Source organism: Amycolatopsis sp. NPDC051102 (assembly GCF_040682815.1).
Classification (GTDB): Bacteria; Actinomycetota; Actinomycetes; order Mycobacteriales; family Pseudonocardiaceae; genus Amycolatopsis.
In genome coordinates, this window is sequence record NZ_JBFBBT010000001.1 from 397,466 (window position 1) to 420,535 (window position 23,070).

Below are 23,070 nucleotides of genomic sequence, written 5' to 3' on the forward strand. Positions count from 1 at the left end.
CGCCATGACCTTGCTCCAGGTCATGCCGGCGGACGACGGTGCGAACGTGGTGCTGCGCACCGAGGACATCACCGAGATCGCCGCCGAGCTCGCCCCGTACGGCATCCGGATGGAGCGGTGGGCGACGGTCCCGCTGACCGGCGACGCCGGGCAGGAGCAGGTGCTCGCCGCCTACGCGTCCGAAGTGGAGCGTGTGTCGGCGGAGGGGTCGTACCCGATCGTCGACGTGGTCCGTCTGGTGCCCGACGACTCCGACCCGGAGTGGCCGGCCAAGGCGCAGGCGGCCCGGACGAAGTTCCTCGAGGAGCACACGCACGACGAGGACGAGGTGCGGTTCTTCGTCGAGGGCAGCGGATGTTTCTACCTGCACCTGGACGGCAAGGTCTACGCCGTGGTGTGCACCGAGGGCGACCTGATGTCGGTGCCGGCCGGCACCACGCACTGGTTCGACATGGGCACCCGGCCGTACTTCTGCGCCATCCGGTTCTTCCAGGAGGCGGACGGCTGGGTGGCCGGCTTCACCGGTGACCCCATCTCGAACCGGATGCCGACGCTCGACGAGCTGCTCGCTCCGGCGCCGAGCTGATGACCGGCGCGGTCGTCCTGGACATCGAGGGCACGGTCAGCCCGCTGTCCGCGGTGCACGACGTGCTGTTCCCCTATGCCCGCGACCGGATCGAGGCCTGGGTCCGGCAGGGCCGGGCGGAGACCGTGGTGGCCGAGGTGCTGCGGCAGCTCGATGGGGACGCCGGCCTGAACCACGTGGTGCGTACCCTGCTCGGCTGGCACGACGGCAACGCCAAGCACAGTCCGCTGAAGACGCTGCACGGGCTGATCTGGGAGCAGGGCTTCCTGTCCGGTGAGCTCACCGGCGAGGTCTACCCGGACCTGCCGCCCGCGCTGGTTTCGTGGACCGAGCGCGGGCTTCGGTGCTGGATCTACTCGTCCGGCTCGGTGCTCGCCCAGCGGCTGTGGTTCTCCCGCACGAACTCCGGCGACCTGACCGGGTACCTGTCCGGCCACTTCGACACGGTTTCCGGTGGTCCCAAGAAGGAACCGGCCTCCTACCGGCGGATCGCCGGCGAGATCGGCATCCCGCCCGGCGAGATCCTGTTCTACTCCGACGCCCGGGCCGAGCTGGACGCAGCACGGACCGCGGGCTGGCGGGCCGTCGGCGTCCGCCGGCCCGGCTGCGTGACCGAATTCGGCGCGCACCCGGTGGTCGCCGACCTCGCCGAGCTTGATGTGGCAACGGAGGTGGCCTAGGTGAGCGATCCACTCGTGCCGCGGTTCGCGGGCTTCGGCAGCACGATCTTCACCGAGATGACCCTGCTGGCCCACCGCACCGGCGCGCTCAACCTCGGCCAGGGCTTCCCGGACACCGACGGGCCGCCCGAGCTCCTCGCCGCGGCGGCCGACGCGGTGCGTGCCGGGCACAACCAGTACCCGCCGCTGCCCGGGGTTCCGGCCCTGCACACCGCGATCGCCGAGCAGCGGTCGGCCGACTACGGCACGCCGTACGACCCGGACACCGAAATCCTGGTCACCGCGGGCGCGACCGAGGCCATCGCCGCCGCGATCGCCGCTCTGGTGCCACCGGGCGACGAAGTCGTGGTGTTCGAACCGTTCTACGACTCCTACGGCGCCGCCATCGCCCTTGCCGACGCGCACCGCCGGACCGTGCGCCTCCGGCCCGTGCACGACCGGTTCACCTTCGACCCCGACGAGCTGGCCGCCGCGATCACCCCGCGCACCCGCGCGATCCTGGTCAACACCCCGCACAACCCCACCGGCACGGTGTTCACGGCTGACGAACTGGCTCAGATCGCCGCGATCTGCGTGCGCCACAACCTGATCGCCATCGCCGACGAGGTCTACGAGCACCTGGTCTTCGACGGCGTCCGGCACGTCCCGCTGGCGTCCTTGCCCGGGATGGCCGACCGCACGCTCACGATTTCGAGCGCCGGCAAGACGTTCAACGCCACCGGCTGGAAGGTGGGCTGGGTCTGCGGTCCGTCGCGGATGATCGCCGCGGTGCGCACCGTCAAGCAGTACCTGACCTTCGCCGGCGGTACCCCGTTCCAGCACGCGGTCGCCGCCGTGCTGCCCGACCGGCACGCCTGGCTGGACGACCTCCGCGCCCGGCTGTGCCTCGCCCGGGACACGTTGCGGGATGCGCTGTCCGCCGCCGGCTGGCACTGCTTCTCCTGCCAGGGAACGTACTTCCTGCAGGCCGACGCCCGGTCCGTCGGCTACCGGGACGGCACCGGACTGTGCCAGGATCTGGCGGTACAGGCCGGGGTGGTCGCCATTCCCAGCGCGGCGTTCTACGCCGACCCCGAGGCCGGGCGGGAACTCGTCCGGTTCGCGTTCTGCAAGACCCCCGCGGTGATCTCCACCGCGGCCAGCAGGCTGGCCGCCTTCGCGGCCGACCGCCAGGAAGGAGCTTCGCGATGGAGGCCAGCACGCCGGTCGGCGTAATCGGCGGCAGCGGGCTGTACTCGCTGCTGGAGGACGCTGAGCAGGTCAGTGTCGAGACTCCGTACGGGGAGCCGTCGGATCTCCTGGTGCGTGGCACCGTCGGCGAGCGCGAGGTGGTCTTCCTGCCCCGCCACGGCCGCAACCACCGCCACCCCGCCCACGTGATCAACTACCGGGCGAACCTCTGGGCCCTGCGGTCCCTCGGCGTGCGCCAGGTTCTCGGCCCCTGCGCCGTGGGTTCCCTGCGCCCCGAACTCGGCCCCGGCACCTTCGTCCTCCCGGACCAGCTGGTCGACCGCACCTCCAACCGCGTCGCCAGCTACTTCGACACCGGCGCCGTGCACGTCGGCTTCGCCGACCCCTACTGCCCCGACGGCCGCGCCGCCGTCGTGAAGACCGCCGCCGCGGCCGACCAGTCCCTTGTGGACGGTGGCACCATGGTCGTCATCAACGGCCCGCGGTTCTCCACCCGCGCCGAGTCCCAGTACTACGCCGCCCAGGGCTGGTCCCTGATCAACATGACCGGCCTGCCGGAGGCGTCCCTCGCCCGCGAACTGGCCATGTGCTACACCTCCATCGCCCTCGTCACCGACCTCGACGCCGGCCTGGAAGAAGACCACGGCGTAGCCCAGGACGAAGTCTTCAAGGTCTTTTCGGAGAACATCGAACACCTCCGCAATCTGGTGTTGCGCACCGTCGCCGAACTCGGCCCCCAGCGCGACTGCCGGTGCGCCCACGCCCACGACGGCCTTACCATTCCGATCGAACTGCCGTAAACGTGCGCGGCCGACCTGGAGGAGAAGCGTTGGACTACCGAGAGTTCGTCAAGGCACTCAACGTGCCGGCCGACCACCCGGTGCCCGAGAATCTCAGCTACGAAGACGTGGAAATCCGCGCCATCTCCCGCGCGGACCTGACGGAAGACGTCCGCGGCATCAACGCCAGCCTGGACCTCATCCGCCGCACCCGCGGCGGCGACTGGCCCACCGACCCCGTCACCGAAGACCACAACTACGTCGACCTGGTCTGGCACGAATGCGAATTCCGTGACGGCGGCTCATACACGTACGCGATTTATGACGCCGATAATCGCTACCTGGGCTGCGTCTACCTCTACCCGATGGGCCGCCGCACCCCCCTCACCGAGGAGTTGGTGCACCACGACGTCGACGTCAGCTGGTGGGTCACCCCACCCGCCTACGACGAGGGCTACTACGGCAAGCTCCACCGCGCCCTCCGCCACTGGCTCACCAACGACCTGCCCTTCACCGCCCCCTACTTCTCCAACCACGAAATCCCCACCGGCTGACCAAGCTCGCAGCGACCGGTGATCACGGTTGCCCGGTCCGCCTGCGGTCCTTGGTCCGCACCCGGCCGAGCGAAGGGGCGGCGCGGATCGCTTCGGTGGCCCGCTGCCACGCCGGGTGGCCGTCGTGCAGCGCGGACCACAGGTAGGCCCACGTCATGCGCTGGGTGACCGCCAGCCGTTCGGGGTCTTCGTCGTCGGTCTCGGCCAGGCTGTAGCCCATGACGCCGCCGAGGTAGTGCTTCGCGCCCGGGAGGACCAGCAGCGCGTCCGCGCCGGGGCTGAGGTGGTAGGGCTCGGCGTGCCAGCCGGAGCCTCGGGTGGTGGCGACGGGGTTGTCGTCTTCGTCGCCGTAGACGACGAGAGTCCGCGTGGCCAGGTGGGAGAAGTCGGTTTCGAGTTCGGGGTACCGCGTGCGCATGGTTTCGGTCATGCCCTCGGCGCTGCCGGGCGAGGCGAGCAGCACTCCGGCCTTGATGCGCGCGTCACGCAGGTCGACGCCGGCCCGGGCGCCGAGCAGCGCGCTGACGGTGTTGCCGCCGGCGGAGTGCCCGACGGCCGCGACGCGCGCCGGGTCGAGCCGTCCGGCGACGACTGGCGCCTGGGCCTCGATGGCGGCCAGGTGGTCGAGGATCAGCACGAAGTCGTCGATCCGCGAGCGCCGGAACAGCGGATGGCCCGGTGCGGCCTCGTCGAGGCCGAGCCCGCCGCTGGGCGAGCTCAGGTGGGTCGGCTGGAGGACGGCGAACCCGTGGCTCGCGTAGAAGTCGGTCAGCGGAGCGTAGCCGTCCTTCGACTTCAGGTAGTGCGAGCTCCCGCCGCCGTGGGACAGGAGCACGATCGGCAGGGCGTCACCCCGCAGGGGCGCCGTGACCCGCAGCTCCAGCGGGAGGCCGCGGCCGGGCGCCGGGAGGGTGACGGGGTTGACCGAGACGGCCGGGACCGCGTCGGGAACCGGGATGCGCCGGGCGAGCCGGACGTAGTTGTTCTCCATGGGGTCAGCTTGTGGCCGGAAACCGGGTTCGGGCAGGGCCGGTTCATCCGGGACCGACCCGGTCCTGGACGCGGCCTCGGCCGGGCGAGCATGCTGGGGCCATGATCGACCGGCCCGGCCTCGCCGAATTCCTGCGCCGGCGGCGGGAAGGGCTCTCGCCGTCGGAAGTGGGCCTGCCGGAAACGGTGCGCCGACGGACACCCGGCCTCCGGCGCGAGGAGGTCGCGGTGCTGGCGGGGTTGTCGAGCGACTTCTACGCCCGGCTGGAACAGGCACGCGGTTCCAACCCCTCGGAGCAGGTGGTGGTCGCCCTAGCCCGCGCGCTGCGGTGCACCCCCGACGAGAAGGACCACCTGTTCCGCCTCGCCGGCGTGCCCACCCCGCCGCGCCAGGTCGGACGCCGGCTCGACCCCGGTCTGCGTCAGCTCGTCGCGCACCTCGACGACCTGCCGGCGTGCGTCTGCAACGAGGTCGGCGACGTGCTCCACACCAATGCCCTCGACGACGCGGTGGCGTGCCGTACCGAGCTTCGCCGCGGCGGGGAAAACAACGTCTACCGGCGCTGGTTCACCCGCGAGGAGTCCCGGGCGCACGTTCCGGAGGCCGATCGGGCCCGCCTGTCGGCGGCGCACGTCAGCGACCTTCGCGCCACGTACTCCCGCCGCGGCGAGGACGACGAGATCACGAGGCTGGTCGAAGACCTCGCCGCGCACAGCGAGGAATTCCGCACGCTGTGGGAGCGGCACGACGTCGCCGTCCGGCACGCCGACCTCAAGGACGTCCACCACCCCGCGGTGGGGGTCATCCGGTTGCGGTGCCGGCTGCTCGTGCTGCCCGAGGCGGGGCTGAGGATCCGGATCCTGCTGCCGCTGGAGGGCACGGACGCCGCGGAGAAGCTCGAGCTGCTCCGCGTGATCGGCACCCAGCAGTTCCTCGAGGCCGAGTGACGGCCGGTCAGTGGACGTCGGCGGTGGTGCGGGTGGGCCGTGCACTGCGGAACCGGCCCGGCGAGACGCCGTACTCGCGGCGGAAGGCGGCCGAGAAGGCGAACTCGGTCGAGTACCCGACCCGCGGGGCGATGCTCGCCAGCGAGGCGTCGGTTTCCCGCAGCAGCCGGGCGGCGTGACCGAGCCGCCAGCCGGTCAGGTAGCTCATCGGCGGCCGGCCCACCGCGGTGGTGAACTGCCGGGAGAAGGCGGTGCGGGGCATCCCCGCGACCTCGCTCAGCCGGCCCACCGTCCACGGCCGCTGCGGGTTTTCGTGGATCTCGCGCAGCGCGGCGGCGATCCCGGGGTGGGTGACCTCGGGCCACCCGGCCGCGGTGTCCCGCTCGTGCCACTGGCGGAGGACCTGGACGAGGATCAGGTCCAGCAGCGCCCGCCGCGTCGCGCCGGAACCCGGCCGGGCCGCGGCGACGTCGGCGAGGAGGAGGTCGATCAGGGAGCGCAGCTCCGGGTGGCGGTCGTAATCCGGCGACAGCGCGATGAGGTCGGGCAGCGCGCGCAGGTACTGGGGCGCCTGGCCGTGGTCGAGCCGGTAGGCCCCGCACAGGAACTCGAACGACGCGGGCTCCGGGCCCGTCGGGTGCGCGCCCGGCTCGAAGAGCGGGATGTCCGCCAGCGCGCGGGGCGTGTGGCTGAGCCCGTGCTCGGCGCCGGACGAGGTGAGCACGACGTCACCCGGGCGCAGGGCGACGGGCTCGTCGTGGCCGATCAGCCAGCAGGTGCCGCGCGTGATGATGTGGAACCCGCTGCCGTCGAACGCGGCGAACCGCAGGCCCGCCGAAGGGGGCCGCCCGATCAGGCGAGCGCCGGCGCTCCCGACCCGCACGGTGCGGATCACCTCGCTGATCAGGTCCATACCGGCGATGCTACCGGCGCACAACCGCGTATGAACCGGGGCCGCCGGCGCATGGCACGCCGCGCGCGCCCGGTGATTGAGTCGGTGGAGTGATCGAATACGCGAACGCCGGAACCCTTGACGTCCTGCGCGCCCACGCCGGGAAAGCGGAAGAGAACGAGCGGCCGGCCGGCGAAGGCCTGGCCGCTCTGCGCGAGGACGGCGTCTTCGCCTGGCGGACCCCGCACGCGCACCACGGGGAATGGGCGGACGCGGAGACCGTCGCGCGCCGGCTGACCGGCCTCGGGCGGGCCTGCCCGTCCACCGCGTGGATCGCCGGGACCTGCGTCACATCCAAGAACCTCGCCGCCCGCGCCTTCACCGGTTCCGTGACGTCGGAGTTCTTCGCCGATCCGGATGCGCTGTTCTGCGGGTCGGGGGTGCCCGGCGCGCGGGGCGAGCGGGTACCGGACGGGGTGCGCGTCACCGGCCGCTGGCCGAACGTCTCGGGCTGTGAAGACGCGGTCTGGGCCACGCTCGCGGTGCTGGTCGACGGCGAGTTCTCCTTCGCGCTGGTGCCGACGGCCGACCTCGTCGTCGAGCGCACCTGGGACATGGCGGGCATGCGCGGCACCGGCAGCCACACCTTGGTCGCCGACGGCGTCTTCGTGCCGGCCGAGCGGATCGCGGCGGCGTCACCGTTCCCCCTGGGAGACGCGATGCTGTACGCCAGCACGGTGCTCGGACCGGTGGTGGGTGCCGCCCAAGGGGCGTTCGACGCCGTCACCGCGATGTTCGCCTCGGACCGCAAGCCGTTCATGACGGCGTACTCGCGCATGGGGGAGTCGGCGGGGGCCCGGCATTGGCTGGCGGAGGCCGGCTACCTGGTGGACCGCGCCGAGAAGACGATGCTCGAGGTCGCCCGCGAGGCGAGCTCGGCGGAGCTGTTCCCGGCGGACGGCCCGCGGCTGCGCATGGCCCTCGCCGACGCCGGGCGGGACTGCCGGGCCGCCGTCGAGCGGATGCTCGACCTGCACGGTCCGAGCGGTTTCGCGACGTCGAACGTGCTGCAGCGGTTCTGGCGCGACGTGGCCGTCGGCAGCAGGCACCCGCACCTCAACCCGTACCTCGCGGTGGAAAACCTGGGCACGGCCCTGGTCCCGGCGGACCACTGACCGGCGCGGTCAGCCGGGGATCCTGCCGAACAGGTGCGTCGCGGGGGCGCTCGGGTCTTCGCCGTAGAAGAACTCCATCAGTGCCTGGTGGAATTCGGCTCGATCCAGGCCGCCCGAGCCGTCCAGGTCCAGTGCGGTGAAGACCGCGGCACAGTCCTCCGGGGACACATTGCCCGCCTGGCCGAAGATTTCCGCGAACTCGGCCCGGTCGATCCGGTCGTCACCGTCGAGGTCGATCAGGTCGAAGTAGCAGTCGGCCACCGGGCCGACCTGCTGTGAGTACAGGGCGGGGTCGGCCAGCGCCCGCCGGAACCCCTCGGTCATCTCCCGCAGATCGACTTGGCCGTCGCCGTCCTGGTCCATCGGCGCGATCACGTTGGCCCAGAACGTGTCCAGGCCCTCGGTCAGCCGCCGGGCGGTCGCGGCCTCCGGCACGGCGCCACGGGCGGCGATGTAGCGCTCGCCCATCAACCGGACGTCCTGACGCGTGATCACCCCGTCGCCGTCGACGTCGGCGCCCCTGAACCACTGGCGGTACTTGAGTTCCCTGACTTCGGTCATGGCCACGAAAACTAGGCACGCCGGCAAGTGATGTCCAGCGTTGGACCCGAAGGTGAAAGCGGGTCACGCGTTCGGGTGGCTCCTGGGCGGCACGAGACGTGGGGGTGCGAAGGCGAGCACATCGGGAAGGGGGCCGTCGTAGCGCTCGACGTCGACCAGCGCGCTGAGGGCACTCGGTCCTTGGGACAGCCGCGAGCACGGCCGGTCCGCGGTGAGGACGTTCGGGTTGCCGTGGCGGTCCAGCGTTCCGCTCTGCCCCGGCTGGACCGGATCCCACCACGCCCCGGTGGACAGCTGCACGACACCCGGCATGACGTCGTCCGACAGGATCACGCCCGCGAGGCAGCTTCCCCGGTCGTTGTACACGCGCACGATCATGCCGCTTTCAATGCCGCGCGCCGCGGCGTCCGAGGGATTGATCGTCGCCGGCTCACGGCCGTGGATCTTCGAACCGAGGCTGTGACCCCCGTTGTCGTACTGGCTGTGCAGGCGCGACGCGGGCTGGTTCGAGATCAGGTGCAGCGGGAACCGGTCCGACAGATCGGCACGCAGCCACTCCGCCGGCTCGAACCACTTCGGGTGCCCGGCGCAGTCGTCGTACCCGAACGAGTCGATCTCTTCGGAGAAGATCTCGATCCGGCCTGACGGCGTCGTGAGGGGGAACTGCCGCGGATCGGCGCGCAGGGCTTCGAAACTGCCGGGATACGGTCCGGTAGACGCCGGCAGCTCAGCGGTGGAGCTTCGCCAGAAGTCTTCGAAGCCCGGTAAAGCGGCATCGTCGCCGAGTTTTTCCCGCGTCTGCTCGTAAAGGTGCCGGACCCATTCCATTTCCGAGCGCGACTCCGTGAACTCCCGCTCGAACCCGAGCCGGGCGGCCAAGGCCGCGAAGATCGCGTGATCGGTGCGCGACTCGCCCGCCGGCTCGCGGGCTTTCGGCATCGCGATGAGGTGGGGGTCGGAAAACCCGGCGGCGAAGTCGTCCCGCTCCAGGCTGGTGGCGACGGGCAGGACGATGTCGGCGAACTTCGCCGACGTGTTCCACCAGGCTTCGTGCACCACCACCGTGTCCGGGACCTGCCAGGCGCGGGCCAGCCGGTGGAGGTCCTGGTGGTGGTGGAACGGGTTCCCGCCGCACCAGTAGATCAGGCGGAGCTCGGGCAACGTGAGGCGACGGCCGTCGTAGTCGATCACCTCGCCCGGATGCAGCAGCGTGTCGGCGATCCTCGCGACGGGGATGAAATCCGGGACCGGGTTGGCCACCTCCGGTACCGACGCGACGAAGGCGCGGTCCTCGGCCACGCCGGTCGCGTCCATCGTCGCGTAACCCGTGCCCCAGCCGCACCCGGGCCGCCCCAGCGAACCGGCCATGGCGGCCAGCACGACCGACATCCAGACCGGTTGTTCGCCGTGGTGTCCCCGCTGCACCGCGTAGTTGACCATGACGAGAGAACGTCGGCTGGTGAGACGCCGGGCGAGGTCGACGAGCGCGTCGCGGCCGATGCCCGTGATCTCCGCCGCCCAGGCCGCGTCCTTCCGGACGCCGTCGAGCTCGCCGGTCAGGTAGGCGGCGAAGCGGTCGAACCCGGTGCAGCAGCGGTGCAGGAAATCCTCGTCGTGCCACCCGTTGACCAGCATCGTGTGGGCGATGCCGAGCATCGCGGCAGTGTCGGTGCCGGGGACGACGGGCAGCCACTCGGCGTCGGCGAAGCCGGCGACGTCGCTGCGGAGCGGACTGATGTTCACGAACCGCACCCCGGCCGCGCGGCACCGGCGCAGCAGTTCCTGCGTGCGGTGCTTGACCAGCCCGCCGGGGTTGATCTGGCTGTTCTTCAGGGCCAGGCCGCCGAACGCCACCACCAGTTCACAGTTTTCGGCGATGGCGTCCCACATCGGCATCCGGCTCTGGTAGCTCCACGGATGACCGCCGATCACGTGGGGGAGGATGACCTCCAGCGCCGCGGTGCTGTAGGTGTTGCGGGAGTCGGTGTAGCCGCCGCCCAACGCCAGGAACCGGTGGAGCTGCCCCTGCGCGTTGTGGAACCTGCCCGCACTCGCCCAGCCGTAGGACCCGCCGAACACCGCGCTGTTCCCGTGGCGGTCACGAACTCGGCGGAGTTCCTCGCTCACCAGCGTGATCGCCTCGTCCCAGCTCACCTCCACGAAGGCGTCCGCGCCCCGGGCCGCGCCGTCGGCGCGAGGCTCACCGTTCAGCCAGCCCCGGCGCACCGCGGGGCGCAGCACGCGAGCGTTGTCGTCGGCGGCGGTCACCATTCCGGGACCGATGGGCGACGGCGCGGGGTCGTCGTGCCTCGGCTCGATGCGCACCAACCGGCCGGAGTCGACGACGGCGACGAAACTACCCCAGTGCGTCGCCACCGACACGCGTCGTTCCATCACGCATCAACTCCATTCCCGCCGGAGTGGTGTGTCCCAACGGAAGATACCCCGGCCGGGACGCGGCAGCGTTACTCGTTGCGGCTTCGGACATCACTCGGTCGTGGCGGCTCGGGACCCGTTCGGTGCTTGTCCGGCGGCTCGCGACGGCGGCACCCTGAATGCCGTCCGCCTCCACCGACCACGCCGGGAGAGTTCGTGCCGGTCACCGATCTGCTGAAAGCCAAGATCGAACACGGGTTTTCGCACCTGGACGTCGACGGCGACGGGCTGCTCACCGAACGGGACCACGTCCTGATGGGCCGGCGTGCCGCCGAAGCCCTCGGCCATGGCCCCGGCTCGCCGCAGGAGCAGACCATCATCGACGCCTACCTGCGCATCTGGCGCGAGCTGCACCTGCCCCACATCCCCGGCGGCGGCGACGCCATCTCCCGCGAGCAGTTCATCGCCTCGACCGGTTCGCTGGCCGACGACCCCGATGCCGCGCAGGCCGGCCTCGGCGCGCTCGCCGAGGCGTTCCTGGCCATCGCCGACACCGACGCCGACGGTCGCGTCACCCTCGCCGAATTCCTGGTGTTCCAGCGCGGGCACTTTCCCGGGCTGACCGAAGCCGAAGTCGGCGAGGCGTTCGCGCACCTGGACACCGACGGCGACGGCCACCTCACCGCCGGGGAATTCACCCGCGCCTGCGTGGAATTCTGGTCGAGCACCGACCCGGACGCCCCCGGCAACTGGTGGATGGGCCGCTCCTTCACCTGACGTCGAAGCCGCGTCACGCGCCAACTCCCGGAGACCGGCGGTGGGGTCAGGCCTTGTCCTGCATGCTCGACCGGGCCGGGTTGCCCTGGTCGGCGGCTTTCGGGTCCTTCTCGTCCTGCTTGGCCCGGACACCGGACTCGATCCGGTCGCCGAGGTCCTTGTCGACGTTGCGCCAGTAGCCGAACGCCCGCGTCAGCACCGGCTCGGACACGCCGTTGAGCAGGTGCCCGACGATGTTGTCGACCAGCCGCTCGCGCTGGTCGTCGTCCAGCACCTCGCGGACCATCGTGCCGGCCTGGCCCCAGTCGTCGTCGTCCTCGCGCAGCGTGTACGCCGTCCGGACCATGTCGCCGTCGGTGTGCCAGCCCGCGGGGGTCCCGTACCGTGCCGTGTCGGCGCTCGGGCCGCCCTTCGAGTTCGGGGCGTACACCGGGTCGGAGACCTTGGTGTGGCGCATCGCGCCGTCCTTGCTGTAGCTGTGCACGGGCGCGACGGGGGCGTTGACCGGCAGCTGCTTGTAGTTGGCGCCGATCCGGTAGCGGTGGGCGTCCGGGTAGGAGAACAGCCTGCCCAGCAGCATTTTGTCCGGGCTGGCGCCGATCCCCGGCACCAGGTTGCTCGGCTCGAACGCGGCCTGTTCGATCTCGGTGTGGTGGTCGGTCGGGTTGCGGTCGAGCGTCATCCGGCCGACGTCGATCAGCGGGTAATCGCCGTGCGGCCACACCTTTGTCAGGTCGAAGGGGTTGAAGCGGTAGGTCTTGGCGTCGTCGAACGGCATGACCTGCACCTTCAGCGTCCAGCTCGGGTGGTCGCCGCGCTCGATCGACTCGTACAGGTCGCGGGTGTGGTAGTCGGTGTCGGCCGAGGCCATCTGGTCGGCTTCGTCCTGGGTGAAGCACTCGACGCCCTGGTCGGTCTTGAAGTGGTACTTCACCCAGAAGCGTTCACCCGCGGCGTTGACCCACATGTAGGTGTGCGAGCTGTAGCCGTTCATGTGCCGCCAGGTGCGCGGGATCCCGCGGTCGCCCATCAGCCACGTCACCTGGTGCGCCGACTCCGGCGACAGCGTCCAGAAGTCCCACTGCATGTCGTGGTCGCGCAGGTTGTTGTCGGCCCGGCGTTTCTGCGACCGGATGAAGTGCTGGAACTTCAGCGGGTCCCGGACGAAGAAGACCGGGGTGTTGTTGCCGACCATGTCGTAGTTGCCTTCGCTGGTGTAGAACTTCACCGCGAAGCCGCGCGGATCGCGCCAGGTGTCGGGGCTGCCGCGCTCGCCGGCGACGGTGGAGAACCGCACCAGCAGGTCGGTCTTCGTGCCCGGCTGGAACACCGCCGCCTTGGTGTACGGACTGACGTCGCCGGTCGTCTCGAACCGGCCGAACGCGCCACTGCCCTTCGCGTGCGGCTGCCGCTCGGGGACGCGTTCGCGGTTGAACTGCGCCATCTGTTCGATGAGGTAGTTGTCGTGCAACAGGATCGGGCCGTCGGGACCGACGGTCAGGGAGTGTTCGTCGCTCTCGACGGGGATTCCCGCGTCGGTGGTGGTCGGTTCGGGGCGACTCTGGGTCACTGTGCTCCTCTTTCGCGGCAAGCGTAGGGCGACAGCCGTGCCAACTGCCCAGTTGATCGCGTACCCGATCCCGCCCGGCCGAAACGCTTTGCCCTGTCGACGAACCACAGGTGGCTGACCGTCGCCGTCATGCGGTGCGCTGGTCCGGCTCCAGCAGGACGTCGGCCAGTGAGCGCCGCGGCGTCCACGCCACCGGCCTGCCCCGGCCCAGGCGCAGGACGATCTGCGGCCACAGCCCGCTGCCGAGGAGGTCACGCAGTTCGTTGCGGACGTCGGGGACTTCGACCGGCTGGGAGATGACCGACGCGTCGAGCCCGGCGGCGGTGGCCGTCAGCAGGACTCGCTGCATGGCTTGCCCGGCCCGGATCCGGTCGAGCCGGGTGTCGTCGAAGGAGCCGATGATCACGACGAGCGGGTCGGCTTCGTCGATCCGGCCGCGCGGGGGCGTGGCCTGGGTGCCGAAGTCCCGCAGGATCCAGCCGCCGTCGTCGGCGGGCATCGCGCCGGCGGCGTAGTCGGGGACGCCGCCGCGGCTGGTGCAGTCGCGTCCGGTCCAGTACCGCCACTCGGCGACGAAGGCCGGATCGGCGAGCTGGGCGTGGTGGCTCTTGTTGACCAGTTCCCGGAGCCGGTGCAGCTGGACCGCGTCCATCCGGGGTAGCCAGGCCTGCTCGAGCTCGGCCGCGTGGCGGAGCCTGGTGACCGTGGCGGCGGGGATGACGGCCCTTTCGAACGGGGTGCGGTTGGTGTGCCGGCGGGGGATGGCGTCGGCCAGTTCGACGAGCCGCGGGTCGGGTTTGCGTGCGGAGAAGGGCCGGACGACGGCCAGCAGGTTCGGCTGGTCACGGCGGGGCAGCAAGGTCGTGGCCGGGTGAGCGCCCAGCGCCTGGATGGCGGTGCGCAGGTTGAACAGCGCGGCGCCGCAGGACAGCAGCAGCTCCCGCTGGTCCGCGTCGACGACCGGGAGCGCTCGCTCCGGGTCGGCGTGCAGCTCGAGGCCCACGGGCGTGCAGCGGAACCGCCACGGCTGCGTGTTGTGCGTCGACGGGGCCAGCGCCGCGGCACCGATCACGGATTTCACCTGGTCGGAGTCCAGCAGGCCGATCGGTGTGATGGCTGACGTCATGTTCCCCCCTGCGCCGCGGCGCGGCGCACTGTGGATCAGATGGCTCAGAGGCGAGGATCCGCCAACGGCGCAGGGCACGGAAAGAGCACAAGGTCACCAAGGTGGGCGACGGCCCGGACTCCCCGGCGGCGGGGTGAGGGAACACACCCGTCCCCGCCTGTGGCCGGGGAGGACCAACAGCCCTCCGGAAGAGGACCAACGGCCACCCGTACGACTTCGCCGAGGGCAACCGGGCCATGGCGGACCTGCTCGGCGGCAAAGGCGCGAACCTCGCCGAGATGACGGTGATGGGGTTGCCGGTGCCCCCGGGGTTCACCATCACCACCGAGGCGTGCCGGGCCTACCTGACCACCGGCGCGCCGCCCGAGGGGCTGGCCGCGGAGGTGGGGGAGCACCTGCACGCGCTGGAACGGGCGATGGGCCGCAAGCTCGGGCAGGTGGACGAGCCGCTGCTGGTCTCGGTCCGCTCCGGCGCGCGCATCTCGATGCCCGGGATGATGGACACCGTCCTCGACATCGGGCTGACCGACGACTCGGTGGCCGGGCTGGCCGCGTGGTCGGGGGACGAGCGGCTGGCGTGGGGCTCCTACCGGCGGCTGGTGCAGATGTTCGGCACGACCGTGCTGGGCGTGGCCGACGAGCACTTGAGCGGCGCGCTGCGGGCGGCGAAGCAGGCCAAGGGCGTCACCGGTGACCTGGACGCCGAAGACCTGCGTGCGCTGACCGCCACGTTCAAGGACATCGTCCGCGAGCAGGCGGGCCGGGAGTTCCCGCAGGACCCGCGCGAACAGCTGGACCTGGCGATCCGGTCGGTGTTCGAGTCGTGGAACACCGGCCGCGCCCACGTGTACCGCCGGGCCGAGCACATCCCCGAGGACCTCGGCACCGCGGTCAACGTGTGCGCGATGGTGTTCGGCAACCTCGGGGAGGACGCCGGCACGGGCGTGGCGTTCACCCGGGACCCGGCCACCGGCGCGCCCGGCGTCTACGGCGACTACCTCGCCGACGCCCAGGGCGAAGACGTCGTGGCCGGCATCCGCAACACGCTGCCCCTGCACCGGGTCGCGGACCTGCAGCCCCGGGCTTACGAGCAGCTCATGAGGATCATGCGGACGCTGGAGGAGCACTACCGCGACCTGTGTGACATCGAGTTCACCATCGAGCGCGGCAAGCTGTGGATGCTGCAGACCCGGGTCGGCAAGCGCACCGCGGCCGCCGCGTTCCGCATCGCCGAGGCCCTGCGCGAAGAAGGCGTGATCGACGCCGACGAGGCACTGCGGCGGGTCACCGGCGCGCAGCTGGCCCAGCTGATGTTCCCCCGCTTCGCCGAGACCGCCACCACGCCCGTCGCCACCGGTGTCGCCGCGTCCCCCGGCGCGGCGGTCGGCGAGGCGGTGTTCGACTCGGCCACCGCGGTGCGCCGGGCCGAGCAGGGGGCCGCGGTCATCCTGGTGCGGCGGGAGACCAACCCCGACGACCTCGACGGGCTCATCCACGCCCGCGGGGTGCTGACCAGCCGCGGCGGCAAGACGTCGCACGCCGCCGTCGTGGCGCGCGGGCTGGGGCGGACCTGTGTGTGCGGGGCCGAGTCCCTGGACCTCGACGTGGCGAACCGGCGGTTCACGACCGCGGACGGCACGGTCGTCGCCGAGGGCGACGTGATCTCGATCGACGGGACCGCCGGCGAGGTTTACCTCGGGGAGCTGGCCGTGGTGCCGTCCCCGGTGGCCGACTACTTCGAAGGCCGCCGTGCGCCCGGGAACGACGCCCTGCTGCAGGCCGTCGACCGGATCACCACCCACGCCGATGCCCGGCGGCGGCTGGAGGTGCGGGCGAACGCCGATGGTGACCGGCGAGTCCTGGTCGAGCGGCTGATCCTCGCCGAGACCGCCGCCGAACGCGAAGCCGCGCTCGCGGCATTGCTGCCGCAGCAGCGCGCGGACTTCGTGGGGATCCTCGAGGAGATGGACGGGTTGCCGGTGACCATCCGGCTGCTGGACTCGCCGCTGCACGAGTTCCTGACCGACCGCACCGCGCTGACCGCCGAAGTGGCGGTGGCCCGGGCGCTGGGCCGGCCGGACGCGCCGGAAAAGCTGTTGCGCGCGGTCGAGCGGCTGCACGAAGCGAACCCCATACTGGGCACGCGCGGGGTGCGGCTCGGCTTGGTCGTGCCGGGCCTCTACGAGATGCAGGTGCGTGCCATCGCCGAAGCGGCCGCGATCCGCGTCCGCGCGGGCGGGAAACCGCGGGTGGAGATCATGATCCCGCTGGTCGGCGACGTGCGGGAGCTGGACATCGTGGCCGCCCGCGCGCGGCGGATCCTCGACGGGGCCGCCGCCGGGGCGGAGTTCCCGTACGAGATCGGCACCATGATCGAGCTGCGCCGGGCCGCGGTGACCGCGGGCCGCATCGCCGGTTCGGCGGAGTTCTTCTCCTTCGGCACCAACGACCTGACCCAGACGGTGTGGGGGTTCTCCCGCGACGACGTCGAAGCGTCGGTGTTCCCCACCTACCTCGCCGAAGGCATCTTCGCGGTGTCCCCGTTCGAGACGATCGACCGCGACGGCGTCGGCAAGCTCATCGCGGACGCCGTGGCCGCGGGGCGTGCCGCTCGCCCGGATCTCGTGCTGGGCGTGTGCGGCGAGCACGGTGGCGATCCGGCGTCGATCGGGTTCTTCCACGAGGTGGGGCTGGACTACGTGTCCTGCTCGCCGTTCCGCGTCCCGGTCGTCCGGCTCGAGGCCGGGCTGCGCCGCCGTGGCAGACGCAGCCCGGACGAATTCGCTTCCGCGTGATCGCCTCGACGAGTTGGTGACGACGGTCGTTGCGTGTCGCCCAGCAAGACCGCGCCATGCTCGGTTGTCAGCTGGGTTGCGGCGACATCTGCGGCCGGCGGTCAGCTTGCAGTCGCCGCGCCTGCGGCGTTATCGGCGTGTAGAGATTGATCAGGGCTCCGTCCGGGTCGCGAATCAGGGCCGACAAGTTGCCCCAGGGCATCATGGCCGGGGCTTGGACGACCTCCAGGTCGTCGCCGTACTCGGCTTGGAGCCGGGCGAAAAGGGCTTCGACGTCGCCGACCAGGAACTCGACGATGGCGCTGGCATTGGCCGCCGCCCGGGGCGTGTTCTCGGTGATGAACGCGACCCGGCCTGGAGCGCTGAGGGCGAAGGTGGCGGACGGCGTCACCAGCTCGACGAAGTCGTCGGTCAGGTACTGGCCGGTCGCCCCGGTCACCACCTCATAGAACCTGAGGAGGCGTGGTAGATCCTCGGTGATGACACGAACCGAGGCCAGCTGAACAGTGTTGCTGATGGTCATGGCGCCAAGCTAGAACCCATTCCGGGCAATATCCGCCCGGAATGTGGGGTAAGTTCGACGATGTGGCCCGACCGACCGCCCGGGTGCTGGCCGTGCTGGAGCTGCTGCAAGCCGGCGGCACGCACAGCGTCGCCGAGCTGGCCGAGCAGCTCGCTGTCGACGAGCGCACCGTCCGCCGCTACATCGAGCATCTACGCGATCTGGACATCCCGGTTGAGGGGACGCGCGGCCGGTACGGCGGCTACCGGCTGGCTCGTCACTACCGCATGCCCCCGCTCATGCTGACCGATGAGGAAGCACTGGCCGTGGTGTGGGCGCTACTGCTCACCGAACGGGGGCAGTCGGGGCCGGGGCCGGCGTCTGCGCTGGCGGTCGACAGCGCGGCCGCCAAGGTGCGCCGAGTACTGCCCGCACCGCTTGGACATCGCATTGGCGCCGTCGTCGAAACCGTGGACTTCACCAGCTCCGGGAAAGGTGACCACGATGAGGAGACTGCCAGTGACAGCGTGGCCGCCGTGCTGCTGCCGCTTGCGGAGGCGGCACGGGAGCGGCGACCGGTGGCTTTCGGGTACACGGCCCGGCACGGCCAGGCGGCACAGCGATTCGTGCAGCCCCATGGCGTCGTCGCCCACCACGGACGGCTCTACCTGACCGGATTCGACGTGACGCGGCAGGCGATGCGGACGTTTCGCCTTGACCGGATCGCCGGCGTCCGTCTGCTCGAGGGCACGTTCACCGTGCCGGCCGACGCCGACCCGGTGCAGCAGGTCATCGGCCCGCTGGCACCGTCACCGCAACTGCACGACGTGTCCTTCCGCATCCGCGCGGACATCGCGCATGTGCGTTCTCTGATACCGGAAACGCTGGCGTCGGTGACTCCGGCAAATCCCGGTACTGACGAGACCGCCGGCTGGGTCCGGGTATTCCTGCGGGCCGAACGTCTCGAATGGGTCGCCGGCACCCTGGCCATGCTCGACAGCCCCTTTGTCATCGAGTACCCGCAGGAGCTGCGTGATGTGGTGTCCACCCTGGGGCAACGGCTGATCACCGCGGCCGGCGCGGCCGACGACGACGGGGCTGCGCCGGTCGATCCCATCACCTCGTGATGGCACTTGAAGCCACCTCCCTCAGTCGGCCTGCGCGACCAGCCTCGCCTACCGACAGCAAAGATCGATTACCGGGTCGACGATTCGAGACGAGCCGAGGCGGGGTGGGCGCCGCGGTCGACTGTCGCGTGTGACGAACGGACAGACAGGAGCGCCCGTGACGGCCACGAGACCCGGCCCGATTGCCATCCGACCGCAGGGGGACGCGAACGCGTGAAGGGTGCGTGGCTGCTGCAGCTGCTGCGCACGACCGATCACCAGCAGATCGGCGTGATGTACCTGGTCACGACGTTCGCGTTCTTCCTCACCGGCGGCGCGATGGCGATGCTGATCCGCTCCGAGCTGGCGCGGCCGGGCCTGCAGTTCCTCTCGCAGGAGCAGTACAACCAGCTGTTCACTCGCCCGGGGTCGGGCCCAACCTCTGGATCGTCGGGGTCGCGGTCGGTGGGCCCCAGTACACCGTCGGCCACCAGAACCGGCTCGACCGGATCGAGGCCGGGATGCGCGCCTTGCCGCGGATCCGGGTGACCGGAGCGGCTTACCACGGTGTCGGCTTGGCCGCGTGCGTCACCCAGGCCGAGCGGGTGGCAGCGACGATGTGCAGCCGGTGGAGGATGACCTGACGGCGTTCGCCGCCCGTCATCTGCATGGGCCCGAAGTGCGGCGGCGCACCAGTTCGGTGGGCAGGTCGACGTCGTCCGGCCGCGGATCGCCGCGCAGCAGGGCGAAGAGGAGCTCGGCCGCCAGCTGTCCCTTGTGGACCATGGGCTGGCGGATGGTGGTCAGGCCGTGGGGTTCGGCTTCGGGAGCGTCGTCGAACCCGACGACCGACAGGTCTTCCGGTACGCGCAAGTCCAGCTGCCGAGCCGCTTCCAGCACCGCGATCGCCATCGTGTCCGAAGTGGCCACGACCGCGGTCACGTCGTTGTCCGACAGGAGGCCGAGCGCCGCCGGGACGCCCGCGGCGAGGTCGAACCCGCCCGCTTCCACCAACGGAACGCGGTCGAAGTCCAGGCCCGCGGCTTCGCACGCCTCCTGGTAGCCGGTGATCCGCTCGCGCACGACGCGTTCGGCGCACCTCGCGCGCCGGCCCGCGTCGACCGGTCCGCGGAAGCCGTCCGGGACCAGGCGTTCGGCGATGATCCCGAGCCGGCGGTGGCCCAGGCCCAGCAGGTGCTCGACCTGCTCCCGGGCGGCCGCCCGGTCGGGGATGCCGACGAGCGGGACGCCGGGCAGCCGGGGAGCGTCGACGACGACGATCGGGATGCCGCGCGACCGCAGGGTCAGCAGCGCCGGGTGGTCGTCGGGCAGGCTGTGCACGATCACGCCGTCCACCAGCCCGCGCAGCGCGGCCTGCTCGCCGCCGCGGGGGAGCGGCAGCAGGGTGAGGGCCAGGTCGTCGAAGCGCCGCGTCCGCACGATGCCCTCCAGCAGACAGCGGGTGGACGGGTCGGTGAACGCGTATTGGAGGGTGTCCATCAGCATCACGCCGATCGCCCCGCTGCGGCCGGAGCGGAGGCTGGCGCCGACGGCGTTGGGGCCGGCGTACCCGAGCCGCGCGGCGGTTTCCATGATGGCCTGGCGCTGCCCCGCCGAGAGCTTCTCCGGCCGGTTGTAGGCGTAGGACACCGCGGCCTGCGACACCCCCGCGGCCTGGGCGACGTCCTTCATCGTAACCATCGGCGAAGTCTCCTCGATCCGCTCTCGCAGGAACGCGACGGCTTGACAGGGCTGCCTCGATGCGTACCCTCTGTGTCAAGTTAATCGTATCACCAACTACTCACCGGAGCCGGGAAGAGGTCGAACGTGACCGAATTCGAGCGTGCCGCGCATGCCGTCCTGCTGCCCGTCGCCGGGGAGCTGACGGCCGAGCCGTGGCTTCGTGACCTGGTCGGACGGGGTACGCGAGCGGTTCTGATCGGGGAGACCCGGGCCGAGTACGTCGCCCGCGCGATGACTCCCGAGCGCCGGGCCGCCGAATCGGCCGCGGACTTCGGGGCTTTCACCGCCGAACTGGCCGACGCCGCCGCGGAGCCGCTCCTGTTCGCCGTCGACCAGGAGCCGTGGGGCATCGCGCGGCTGCACGACCTGGTACCCGCCTTCCCGGCCGCCGACGTCCTGAGCGGGCTGCCCGACGAGGAGATCGCCGTGGCCGCGGCCGCCGTCGCGAGCGCCGCCCGCGCGCTGGGCGTCACCGTGTTCCTCGCGCCCGTGCTCGACGTCCTCTCCGGCGAGAACCCGTGGCTGACCGGCCGGACACTGCCCTTCGGCCACGCCGAGGTCGGGCGCATCGCGGCCGCGTTCGTGACCGGTGTCCAGGGCGCCGGGGTGCTCGCGGTCGCGAAGCACTTCCCCGGCCACCCGGAACTCGCCCTCGATCCCGCGCTGCACGACACGACGCTGGCCGCGTCCGTCCCGGCGAACCTGCACCCCTTCCGGCGGGTGGTGGCGGCCGGCGTGCGTGCCGTCATGACCGGACCGGTGGTCGTGCCCGCGATCGACCCGGCCGAACCCGCCTCGACGTCGGCGGCGACGGTCGGGCTGCTGCGGCGCGAACTCGGCTTCGACGGCCTCGTCGTCAGCGACGACCTCGACGCACCCGCCACGACCAGGGGGCGGTCCCTGCTCGAGACCGTCATGGCGGCCCTCGACGCGGGCGCGGACCTGCTCCTGCTGCCCGGCGGCCCGGAACTCGCCGGGCTCGCCGCCCGCATCGCCGCCCGGGCGAGCACCGACGACCCGTTCGCGGCCCGGCTGACCGAGGCCGCGGCGCGGGTCCGGAAGACGGCGGAAACCTTCGCGCGGGGAAGTGCGGGATGGGCGATGTCCTGACCGTCCGGGAGGCGCTCGGCCTCGAGGTCTTCCGCCGGACCGAGGTGGCGGTCCTCGCCGGCGAGGACCGGCTGGACCAGCCCGTCCGCTGGGTCCACACCGGCGAGATCCCGGACATCCACCGCTTCCTCTCCGGCCAGGAGATGCTGCTGACGGCCGGGCTCGGCATGGGCGCGACGGCCGAGCTCCAGCGGGCGTTCGTCCGGCGGATCGCCGACGCGCGCGCGGCCGTCCTCGTCGTCGAGCTGGCCGGGCGGATGTTCTCGGCGATGCCGGCGGCGGTCGTCGACGAGGCGCGGGCGGTGGGGCTGCCGCTCGTCGGGCTGCGCGACGAGATCCCGTTCGCCGAAGCCTCGGCGCAGGTCCACGAAGTCCTGGTGGAACTGCGGGTGAGCCGCCTGATCGCCGAGGAGGCGACGGGCCAGGCGTTCATGGACCTGCTGCTGGCCGGGGAAGACTACGTCGGGATGGTCAAGGAGGTCGCGCGCCGCACCGGCCACCCGGTCGTGCTCGAAGACATCACCCACCGGATGCTCGCCTACGCCGGCGCCACCGCCGAAGCGGACGACGTCGTCGCCGATTGGGGCGTCCATTCGCGGGCGATCCACGAGCGGCACCAACCGGTCCTGCGCGAGGGGCGCGCGGCTCCGACGGCCCGGGCCGGGTCGTTCCGCGACGTCGCGGCCTGCGCCCGGCGCCCGGTCGTGCTGCGCGGGGAGTCGTGGGGCTGGCTGCACCTGCTGCACGGTCCCGTCCCGCCCAGCCCGGTCGAACTGGGGACGCTCGAACGCGCCGCGGCGGCGGTCGCGATCACCCTGCTGAGCGAACGGGAGAGCGGTGCCCGCGCGGCCCAGCGGCAGGGCGCGCTGCTCAACCGGCTCCAGCTCGGCGACATCCCGGGGGAGAAGTTCCTCGACCGGGCGCTGGCGCTGGGCCAGGACCTGCGCCACCGCGACCTGATCGCCGTGGTCACCCGGCGCGCGGGCGACGCCGACCTCGCGCTCGTCCTGCGCGAAGCCGGTCACCCCGCGGTCGTCGGCGACCTCGGTGATCTCGACCTCGCGGTGGTCGGGCTGCCGCCCGGCGCGGGGGACGCCGACCTGCTTGCGCGGCTGGCGAAGCACGGCTTGTGCGGCGGGGTCAGCCGGATCGTCGCCCCCGCCGCGCTGGCCTCGGCGATCCGCCAGAGCCGCAGCGCCGCGGCGGCGGCCGACGGACCGTCCGGGCAGCTCCTGCGGTTCGACGAACTCGGGGCCCTGCGGCTGCTGGTGGCGCTTGCGGAAGGTCCGGAGCTGTCGCGGTACGTCGAGGACGAGCTGGGCCCGCTGCTGGAGCACGACGCGACCGCCTCGAACCCGTTGCTGCCCACGCTGCGCGTCTTCCTCCGGTGCGGGGGAAACAAAGCACGTGCCGCGGAAGAGCTGTTCGTGCAGCGGCGGACGCTCTACCACCGGCTCGACCGGCTCACCGCCGTCCTCGGCTTCGACCTCGCGGACGTCGAAGTCCAGCAACGGCTGCAGCTCGCCGTCCGCGGGCACGACCTGCTCGACCGGCGGGCGCACCGCCGCTGATCCCGGTCCAGTGTGTGCAACTCCGGACCCCGGGGTGG

The 23,070-nt window shown here is 71.6% G+C and carries 20 protein-coding genes and 1 pseudogene; 13 read left to right on the forward strand and 8 right to left on the reverse strand.

Translation table 11 applies throughout. From position 1 onward, the window contains the following. The first annotated feature begins 4 nt into the window (after positions 1-4). The 5 genes from AB0M93_RS01770 to AB0M93_RS01790 are packed head-to-tail and all read left to right on the forward strand — an operon-like array spanning position 5 to position 3,790. Positions 5-586: a cupin gene (locus tag AB0M93_RS01770; protein ID WP_364267109.1), complete on the forward strand. Its 582-nt coding sequence runs from the start codon at positions 5-7 to the stop codon at positions 584-586. Further along, complete coding sequence (gene mtnC, locus AB0M93_RS01775; RefSeq protein WP_364267112.1) at positions 586-1,266, forward strand: acireductone synthase; 681 nt, start codon at positions 586-588, stop codon at positions 1,264-1,266. Before AB0M93_RS01770 ends, mtnC begins: the two co-directional genes overlap by 1 nt. Continuing rightward, positions 1,267-2,481 (forward strand): pyridoxal phosphate-dependent aminotransferase, encoded by a 1,215-nt coding sequence (locus AB0M93_RS01780; RefSeq protein WP_364267115.1) that lies wholly within the window; start codon positions 1,267-1,269, stop codon positions 2,479-2,481. After that, entirely contained in the window at positions 2,454-3,257 is an 804-nt protein-coding gene (locus tag AB0M93_RS01785) for an S-methyl-5'-thioadenosine phosphorylase (protein ID WP_364267118.1), read from the forward strand. Before AB0M93_RS01780 ends, AB0M93_RS01785 begins: the two co-directional genes overlap by 28 nt. Before the next feature lie 29 nt (positions 3,258-3,286). After that, positions 3,287-3,790, forward strand: a complete 504-nt coding sequence (locus tag AB0M93_RS01790; RefSeq protein ID WP_364267121.1) for a GNAT family N-acetyltransferase — start codon at positions 3,287-3,289, stop codon at positions 3,788-3,790. 22 nt (positions 3,791-3,812) lie between these two features. On the opposite strand, the gene AB0M93_RS01795 is transcribed toward AB0M93_RS01790, so the two are convergent. Beyond that, on the reverse strand, positions 3,813-4,781 hold the full coding sequence (locus tag AB0M93_RS01795; protein WP_364267124.1) for a chlorophyllase: 969 nt from the start codon (positions 4,779-4,781) through the stop codon (positions 3,813-3,815). Between the two features lie 101 nt (positions 4,782-4,882). Here AB0M93_RS01795 and AB0M93_RS01800 point away from each other — a divergent pair, with 101 nt between their 5' ends. Then, the gene (locus tag AB0M93_RS01800) at positions 4,883-5,728 is read left to right on the forward strand and encodes a helix-turn-helix transcriptional regulator (RefSeq protein WP_364267127.1); all 846 of its coding nucleotides are present in this window, start codon (positions 4,883-4,885) and stop codon (positions 5,726-5,728) included. Positions 5,729-5,735: 7 nt separating this feature from the next. Here AB0M93_RS01800 and AB0M93_RS01805 read toward each other — a convergent pair whose 3' ends face one another. Further along, the gene (locus AB0M93_RS01805) at positions 5,736-6,641 is read right to left on the reverse strand and encodes an AraC family transcriptional regulator (protein WP_364267130.1); all 906 of its coding nucleotides are present in this window, start codon (positions 6,639-6,641) and stop codon (positions 5,736-5,738) included. Positions 6,642-6,730: 89 nt separating this feature from the next. Here AB0M93_RS01805 and AB0M93_RS01810 point away from each other — a divergent pair, with 89 nt between their 5' ends. Beyond that, entirely contained in the window at positions 6,731-7,795 is a 1,065-nt protein-coding gene (locus tag AB0M93_RS01810) for an acyl-CoA dehydrogenase family protein (RefSeq protein ID WP_364267133.1), read from the forward strand. Between the two features lie 9 nt (positions 7,796-7,804). Here AB0M93_RS01810 and AB0M93_RS01815 read toward each other — a convergent pair whose 3' ends face one another. Continuing rightward, positions 7,805-8,356, reverse strand: a complete 552-nt coding sequence (locus tag AB0M93_RS01815; protein WP_364267136.1) for an EF-hand domain-containing protein — start codon at positions 8,354-8,356, stop codon at positions 7,805-7,807. Positions 8,357-8,419: 63 nt separating this feature from the next. Further along, positions 8,420-10,750 (reverse strand): molybdopterin-dependent oxidoreductase, encoded by a 2,331-nt coding sequence (locus tag AB0M93_RS01820; protein ID WP_364267139.1) that lies wholly within the window; start codon positions 10,748-10,750, stop codon positions 8,420-8,422. Between the two features lie 198 nt (positions 10,751-10,948). Between AB0M93_RS01820 and AB0M93_RS01825 the strand changes: the two genes are divergently transcribed. Beyond that, positions 10,949-11,509 carry an EF-hand domain-containing protein gene (locus tag AB0M93_RS01825; RefSeq protein ID WP_364267142.1) on the forward strand — a complete coding sequence of 187 codons (561 nt, stop codon included), beginning with the start codon at positions 10,949-10,951 and terminating at the stop codon, positions 11,507-11,509. Between the two features lie 46 nt (positions 11,510-11,555). On the opposite strand, the gene AB0M93_RS01830 is transcribed toward AB0M93_RS01825, so the two are convergent. Continuing rightward, positions 11,556-13,079, reverse strand: coding sequence for a catalase (locus AB0M93_RS01830; protein WP_364267145.1), 1,524 nt, complete (start codon positions 13,077-13,079; stop codon positions 11,556-11,558). 127 nt (positions 13,080-13,206) lie between these two features. Next, positions 13,207-14,205 carry a hypothetical protein gene (locus AB0M93_RS01835; protein WP_364267148.1) on the reverse strand — a complete coding sequence of 333 codons (999 nt, stop codon included), beginning with the start codon at positions 14,203-14,205 and terminating at the stop codon, positions 13,207-13,209. Between the two features lie 236 nt (positions 14,206-14,441). Between AB0M93_RS01835 and AB0M93_RS01840 the strand changes: the two genes are divergently transcribed. Next, complete coding sequence (locus AB0M93_RS01840; RefSeq protein WP_364267151.1) at positions 14,442-17,000, forward strand: pyruvate, phosphate dikinase; 2,559 nt, start codon at positions 14,442-14,444, stop codon at positions 16,998-17,000. 67 nt (positions 17,001-17,067) lie between these two features. Here AB0M93_RS01840 and AB0M93_RS01845 read toward each other — a convergent pair whose 3' ends face one another. After that, on the reverse strand, positions 17,068-17,523 hold the full coding sequence (locus tag AB0M93_RS01845) for a VOC family protein (RefSeq protein WP_364267154.1): 456 nt from the start codon (positions 17,521-17,523) through the stop codon (positions 17,068-17,070). 41 nt (positions 17,524-17,564) lie between these two features. On the opposite strand from AB0M93_RS01845, the gene AB0M93_RS01850 reads away from it, so the two are divergent. Further along, a complete protein-coding gene (locus tag AB0M93_RS01850; protein ID WP_364267157.1) occupies positions 17,565-18,629 on the forward strand; it encodes a YafY family protein in 1,065 nt (354 codons plus the stop codon). Positions 18,630-18,786: 157 nt separating this feature from the next. Then, positions 18,787-19,028, forward strand: a pseudogene (locus tag AB0M93_RS01855) (cytochrome ubiquinol oxidase subunit I); the annotation flags it as partial. Positions 19,029-19,268: 240 nt separating this feature from the next. On the opposite strand, the gene AB0M93_RS01860 reads toward AB0M93_RS01855, so the two are convergent. Next, positions 19,269-20,309 carry a LacI family DNA-binding transcriptional regulator gene (locus AB0M93_RS01860; protein ID WP_364267160.1) on the reverse strand — a complete coding sequence of 347 codons (1,041 nt, stop codon included), beginning with the start codon at positions 20,307-20,309 and terminating at the stop codon, positions 19,269-19,271. A 126-nt stretch (positions 20,310-20,435) separates the two neighbouring features. Between AB0M93_RS01860 and AB0M93_RS01865 the strand changes: the two genes are divergently transcribed. Together AB0M93_RS01865 and AB0M93_RS01870 are read left to right on the forward strand one after the other, a co-directional pair. Then, positions 20,436-21,461 carry a glycoside hydrolase family 3 N-terminal domain-containing protein gene (locus AB0M93_RS01865; RefSeq protein WP_364267163.1) on the forward strand — a complete coding sequence of 342 codons (1,026 nt, stop codon included), beginning with the start codon at positions 20,436-20,438 and terminating at the stop codon, positions 21,459-21,461. Then, positions 21,446-23,032 carry a PucR family transcriptional regulator gene (locus AB0M93_RS01870; protein ID WP_364267166.1) on the forward strand — a complete coding sequence of 529 codons (1,587 nt, stop codon included), beginning with the start codon at positions 21,446-21,448 and terminating at the stop codon, positions 23,030-23,032. Before AB0M93_RS01865 ends, AB0M93_RS01870 begins: the two co-directional genes overlap by 16 nt. Positions 23,033-23,070: the final 38 nt, after the last annotated feature.